This is a genomic window from uncultured Porphyromonas sp., assembly GCF_934359325.1.
Taxonomy (GTDB): Bacteria; Bacteroidota; Bacteroidia; order Bacteroidales; family Porphyromonadaceae; genus Porphyromonas_A.
In genome coordinates this window covers 1-6,097 of record NZ_CAKRLH010000094.1, presented here as the reverse complement: position 1 = coordinate 6,097, position 6,097 = coordinate 1, and the positions used below count along the sequence as shown (strand labels likewise).

At 53.2% G+C, this 6,097-nt stretch carries 2 protein-coding genes; both read right to left on the bottom strand.

Going from position 1 to position 6,097, the window contains the following annotated elements:
- Positions 1-479: 479 nt before the first annotated feature.
- Positions 480-2,486 (bottom strand): SusD/RagB family nutrient-binding outer membrane lipoprotein, encoded by a 2,007-nt coding sequence (locus Q0F21_RS04735; protein ID WP_297237869.1) that lies wholly within the window; start codon positions 2,484-2,486, stop codon positions 480-482.
- A 17-nt stretch (positions 2,487-2,503) separates the two neighbouring features.
- Positions 2,504-5,632, bottom strand: coding sequence for a SusC/RagA family TonB-linked outer membrane protein (locus Q0F21_RS04730; RefSeq protein WP_297237867.1), 3,129 nt, complete (start codon positions 5,630-5,632; stop codon positions 2,504-2,506).
- Between the last annotated feature and the right edge of the window lie 465 nt (positions 5,633-6,097).

The following is a 6,097-nucleotide window of genomic DNA, read 5'->3' as shown; positions in this document are numbered from 1 at the left end:
GCATCGTGAGACCAGATGCTGCTGTCGTAGTCAGCGATAAGGACCGCAAAGTCCTCCGACTCAGGCAGCGGAGTCTCTGGATCATCCATAGCGCGACAGCCGGCCAGCAGCGTGACGGCGAGGAGCAGAGCGATAAGATGGTATAGCCTCTTCATATAAGCAAAGTATCTCTAGTACAGGACAAAGATAGCAAGAAATGTGCAAGGGAAGTGCTCAGCCATCCGGCCTCGCCCCCCAAAAAGATTGTGTGGGATATCCACTTTTTACTCGTATATTTACTATGTAATTCATAAGAGTATCAGTCTTTTATGGAATATAAAGCTACACAAATTACACCTAAGGGGCAAGGAATTCAGCGGAATTCTTTGCCCCTTTTTCGGTGCCTCCTTTTTCTTGCGGAATCTAGGCGCTAAGCCACAAAGAGGGGCTGCATCATCAGCGTGCGGATGACACAGCCCATCTTGCAGAGTCAGGGAGCCTTACTTCCTATAGGCGGCCCACCAGAGCGGTGTGCCGATCTCATCGGGACCACCGAGCTTGGAGAGGGCATCAGCGTAGTCCTTGGGCGAGTTATTCTTGAGCGAGGTAGGGAATGGCAGACGCTGCGGGAAGAACTCCCACCGGCTCTCCTTGCAATTCTCCTTCGTCAGAGCGGGCAGATTGGTGATCGTCTTCTCGACCATTGGATTCTCGAAGAACGGGAGTCCCAACCGGCGCTGGTCAGACCACGTCTCGAGAGGAAGCCACGGCACCTGGGCGATGTATTTCTGGGTGATGATCTTTGTCAGGTGGTCGTTGCTCACGGTCCCATCCTTGTAGAGCCCGTTACTCGGGTAGTGGTACTCATAGCTCTCCTCCTTGCCGGTGAGACCATTGAGATAGTGCTTGGTGACCGGCTGAGGCTCAGCCGTATGATCCCATGCGACGGAGGTACCTACCCGATTGTAAGACTCTGAGGCAAGATACTGATCCAGGTACTTGGAGATGCCTGCATCGGGGAAGCACTGGTCGAAGTAGTCAAAGCTCTCCCTGATGCCTCTCTCATAAGCCTCCTTGCCGGACATCGGCACCTGCCACCCGCGTACCGCAGCCTCAGCGATGAGGAAGTAGCTCTCCCAGGGACCATAGAAGACACGTCGCATGGAGCTGTTGCGGAAGTCCAGCACAAGGGTTGGCGTATTGCCGCGGAAGAATGCCACCTTATTCAGGGCACCCTTATCGCCCCAGTCTCCGGCAACGGGAGCATTCCAGGTAAAGGCGGAGTTGATCACAGCAACGGTGTCAGACTTGGAGCTACCCTCGACCTTCTTCTCCAGTGCTCTCCGTGTGACGGAGGCCGCACTACTCCAGCTTGGATACTTGCAGAAGTGGGGGTTATTGAGGTCTCCGGGTATCCCGTAAGCCACATATGCCCTTGGATCCATCGTGTTATTGAGCCCATCGTTCCAAAATCCGGCAGAGGGATCATTGGTCGTCGTGGGAAAATGATCCGGCCAGCGGACTCCCATCCAGTCGGGAGCATTAAACTTCACCCTGATCGGCTGAGGGGAGTCAGCGCCTGCCGCATCATTGAGGATCTTCACAGCCGAGCGGACATAGGCACCGATCTGCTCCTCGGAGGTAATCCCTCCCAGACCGGTGTACAGGTTATTGAGGGTGGCAGAGAGATACTGCTCATTCCACTCCCGGGTCATCACTCCAGTAAGATCATCCCATCCGGGACGCTCCTGTACGGAGAAGATCTCGTCGAGAGAGGAGATGTACCCTTCACTAACCGCTGCCTCGAAGTGCTTTCGAGCCAGTTCCGGATCAGCATTGACGACCCGCATAGCCAGACGCATCCGGAGAGAGTTGCCGTACTTCTTCCACTTTGCGAAGTCATACCCGTATGCAGGGTCCAGTTTGGTAGTGGCTTCAGGTGCGGCCGGTGACAGAGCCAGATCCTTCGTGGACTCCTCGAGCTCTTGGAGGAGGAAGTTGTACACCTCCTCGACTGTATTAAACTTCACCTCCTCACCCTGGAAGCCATTGAGCGGCATCGGACCAAAGTTGTCTGCAAACTCACTCATCAGGTAGACACGCCAGATACGAGCCACCTCGTAGAGATTCTTGCTATAAGGCTGCAGAGACCCCTCGGCTTCCTTCGCCTGATACAATGCTATAGCTTCATTGATGTAGCTCAGCCAGGTGGTGACGTATCCGAAGTAATTACCGGTCCATCCGTCGTCCGTGTAGTACTCAGAGAGCGAGCCGATCCTATCGGTATGTGCGGCATCCTTCCAGTAGAGGACAAAGGCACGCTCTGCCACCTCGGGATTCATCTGAGCGGAGATGATGGAGTTATTGATGAAGTACTCGATCTGCACTAAGTCGGTGCCGGCCTCATACTGACTCCTATTGATCTCGTCGAAGTCGCTGCACCCAGAGAGGGTCAGGCCGACCGAGAGTCCGGCAGCCAGTACCAGACCTATAGTATACTGTTTCATAGTCTTATGCATAGCCATTAGAAGTTGACAGACAAGTTGATGTAGAAGGATCGGGTCGTGGGAGGAGCCATAGCCTCGAGACCGACGGCATTAGAGCCGGTGGCATAGACCGACTCAGGATCGACGCCATTCATCTTGCTGTAGATCATCCATAGATTATTTGCCGAGACCCCTATGCGAGCTCCATGGACTGCCGTATCCTCGATCCAGGAAGCGGGCAGGGTGTAATCAAGCGTAAGATTACGGAGGCGGACATTGGTGGCATCGAAGAGATTGTCCTCCGTAATGCCGACATTGCCTGTAGCGATCTTAGTCCAGTAATCCTGGGTGGTCACCTTGACGTCATTGGGGACATAAGAGTCTCCCTCCTTGCGGACCCCATCGTAGATAAAGTCGCCACGCTCACCATCCTCTCCGAGGGTCAGTGCGGAGCGACCGTTGACCTTGAGGAGGTAATTGGTGAAGGAGAAGATCTTGCCTCCAAATCGGCCATCGACCTGGAAGCTGAGAGATAGATTCTTATACCTCAGTGTATTGCTCAAGCCCAAGAGGAAGTCCGGCTGCTGATTGCCCAGGTAGTACTGTCCCGGAGCTGCGGTCGGGATACCATCCTTATTGACGATCACCTTGCCATTATAGGGACTATTGGGATCCTCCACACGGGCAAACTTGCTGCCGTAGATGACTCCATAGCGCTGTCCGGTAGCTGCGAGGACTGAGATGTTGTCAAAGGCTCCGAGGCTATACTGACTGACCCCCTCGGCTAGGTCTCTTACGGTATTGACATTCTTGGAGAGATTAGCCGTGAGACTCCACGTAAAGTCCTCCGTGAGTACAGGAGTAGCACCGATCATAAGCTCAAATCCCTGATTCTCGATATCGCCGGCATTGATCTTCCGGTACTTATACCCCTGCAGTCCGTTGATCGGGATATTGAGCAGCTGATTGACCGCATTGGACTTATAGTAGGCGAGGTCAAGGGTCAGACGGCTGTCGAAGAATCGTCCCTCGAGACCGACCTCCCAGGAGTTGATCAGCTCATTGCGTACAGTCGGATCGTAGAGTACATCCTTCTTAGAGGCGATGATGTTGCCGTTGGGGTCCCTATTGATCCCATAGGTATTATAGAGCTGATAGGGACCCATATCATTACCCACAGAGGCATAGGAGGCTCTCAGCTTCGCAAAGGTCAGCCAGTCCAGGTCACCCTCCACGGCGTTGCGGATCAGATCCGAGAGGACGACTGACGTACTTACCGAAGGATAGAAGAAGGATCGATTCTCCTTACTCAGAGTAGAGCTCCAGTCGTTACGTCCGGTCAGATCAAGGTAAAGATATCCACCATAATTGACCTGAAAGGTTCCGTACAGAGAGTTGATCTTATGCTGACTGATGCTCTCATCAAGAGCAGGATTGCTGGTGCTGTTATTGACGCTAAAGAGATCAGGAACAGCCAGCTCCCCGATCGTTACGCCGACACTCGAGAAGTCTCTCGACATGAGATTGCCGCCGAATGTACCATGGAAGCCAAAGTCTCCAAGTACCTCATCCTTGCCAGCAGTGAAGAGGAAGCTCATATTGGTCTCACTGAAGACATCCTTATGGACAGAGTAGGAGCCATTGGGCTTGATGGGTCCCTTGGACCACATCTTGGTATCACGATTGGTGGTATACATATCTGCACCGCCTCGGAGCTCCAGAGAGAGCCAGTCGGTAAAGCTGTACTTCACAGATCCATTAAGGAGGAAGCGATCCCTCACGTCATCGTTGTTGTAGTATCGGGTAGCCCAGTAGGGATTGAGCCCGCTGGAGGGATTGTACCATATGTGACGACCATACTCGTCTACCGCCGCAGAGAGTGAGGTAATATCCACATTGCCCGGCATAGAGAGCAGGGTACTGAAGTAGTTGTCGTTACGATTACCGCTAATCGGACGATTATGCACATCAGTACGGATATACTGCACCTTAGCATCGACCGTCCACGCATCGCGATCTCCGAAGGTGGAGACGAAGCGGGTAATCATATTGAGACGGTTTAGCTTAGACTCCGGGGTCATGTCTCTATTGTAGGCATGAGTAATGGAGGCATAGACCGATGAGCCCTTACCGACTGAGCGGGAGAGGGCGATCGAGTTTTGAGTATTGATACCCGTGCGGAGGAAGGCATCGATGTTGTCGAAGTAGCGCAGGGGCTCCTTCTTACCATTCCACTGCTCCACCTCTGTGCCGTCCAGCCTCGGACCCCAGCTCGAGCCACTCTCCTTGTCAAAGACGCCATACGATCCTTGTCCGTACAGCTTCTGTACCTTAGGAGTCATAAAGATCGTCTCAAATCCTGTAGAGGAATTGACACTTATCCCAAGGCCCTTCTGTGCCATCCCGGTCTTCGTGGTGATCAGGATCACGCCATTACCGGCACGAGAGCCGTAGAGGGCAGCTGCGCTGGCACCCTTAAGGACTGACATAGAGGCGATATCATTGGGATTGAGGTCGCCGAGACCATTACCCATATCGAGGGAGGGATTCCAGAAGTCATTATTAGACGCACCGGTAAAGTTGTCCATCGGCACACCATCGACCACGATGAGCGGCTGATTGTCGCCGGTCAGTGAGTTATTGCCTCGGAGGACGATCTTGGAGGATCCGGCTATACCGCCACCTCCCTTGACGACCTGGAGACCGGCCACCTTACCTGCGAGAGAGTTGGTGACGTTGGTCTCGCGTCCCTTGAGGAGGTCTTCCCCCTTGACCTCTTGCAGAGCATAGCCGAGAGAGCGCTTCTCACGCTTGATGCCGAGTGCGGTCACTACCACTTCACCAAGGAGCTCTGCATCCTCGTGCAGCACGATAGTGATCTGCTTGCGACCTGACACCGGCACCTCCTCGGTACGCATACCGATGTACGAGACGATCAGCGTGCCATTGGAGGGCACGGCAGAGAGCTTGAAGTGTCCATCAATGTCAGACGAGGCGCCATTCTTGGCATCGCCTGACACCTTGATGATGGCACCCATAATAGGCTCACCATCCACATCTGTGATCTGACCGGTCACGTCTATGGTCTGAGCCCTGAGCCCCACAAGGGAGAGCAACGTGAGGGCTAGGGTGAGCCACACTTTTCGATTGATAAGAGTGTGAGTCATAAGCTGTAAACAAAAAAAAGTGAAAGTAACGTCCGTAGGCTTCCCCACCCATAGTCGGGTGTGGCTCTATTGTGTAGCAAATATAACTATTTCCATAAATTAAGAGGAATTGACAGGACTGCCGTACTTGAGTGGCACATAGACCATTCGTGAGGGGGCGGAAATATGCACCCCATACGGACCGCCACAGAGTCTGAGACAGTCCTCTCCCCTACAGGCTGATTTCTTTTACCGGGTTTAGTGATCACTAAACCCGGGTTTAGACAAAACTAATACCGGTATTAGTCCGCAGCTGTCCCCGACCGGGTGGGGTGCCATTATCGCAAGGGAGGACAACAGGTCTCACGATCCATTGTCCTCCGCTTTATTCTTACTCCCGGTTGCTTGTTCGGGAGCCAAAAGAAACTTCACGACAGTTTTATATTCTTGAATGACAATACAAAGGTAGCCCCGGAAGTTCACAAA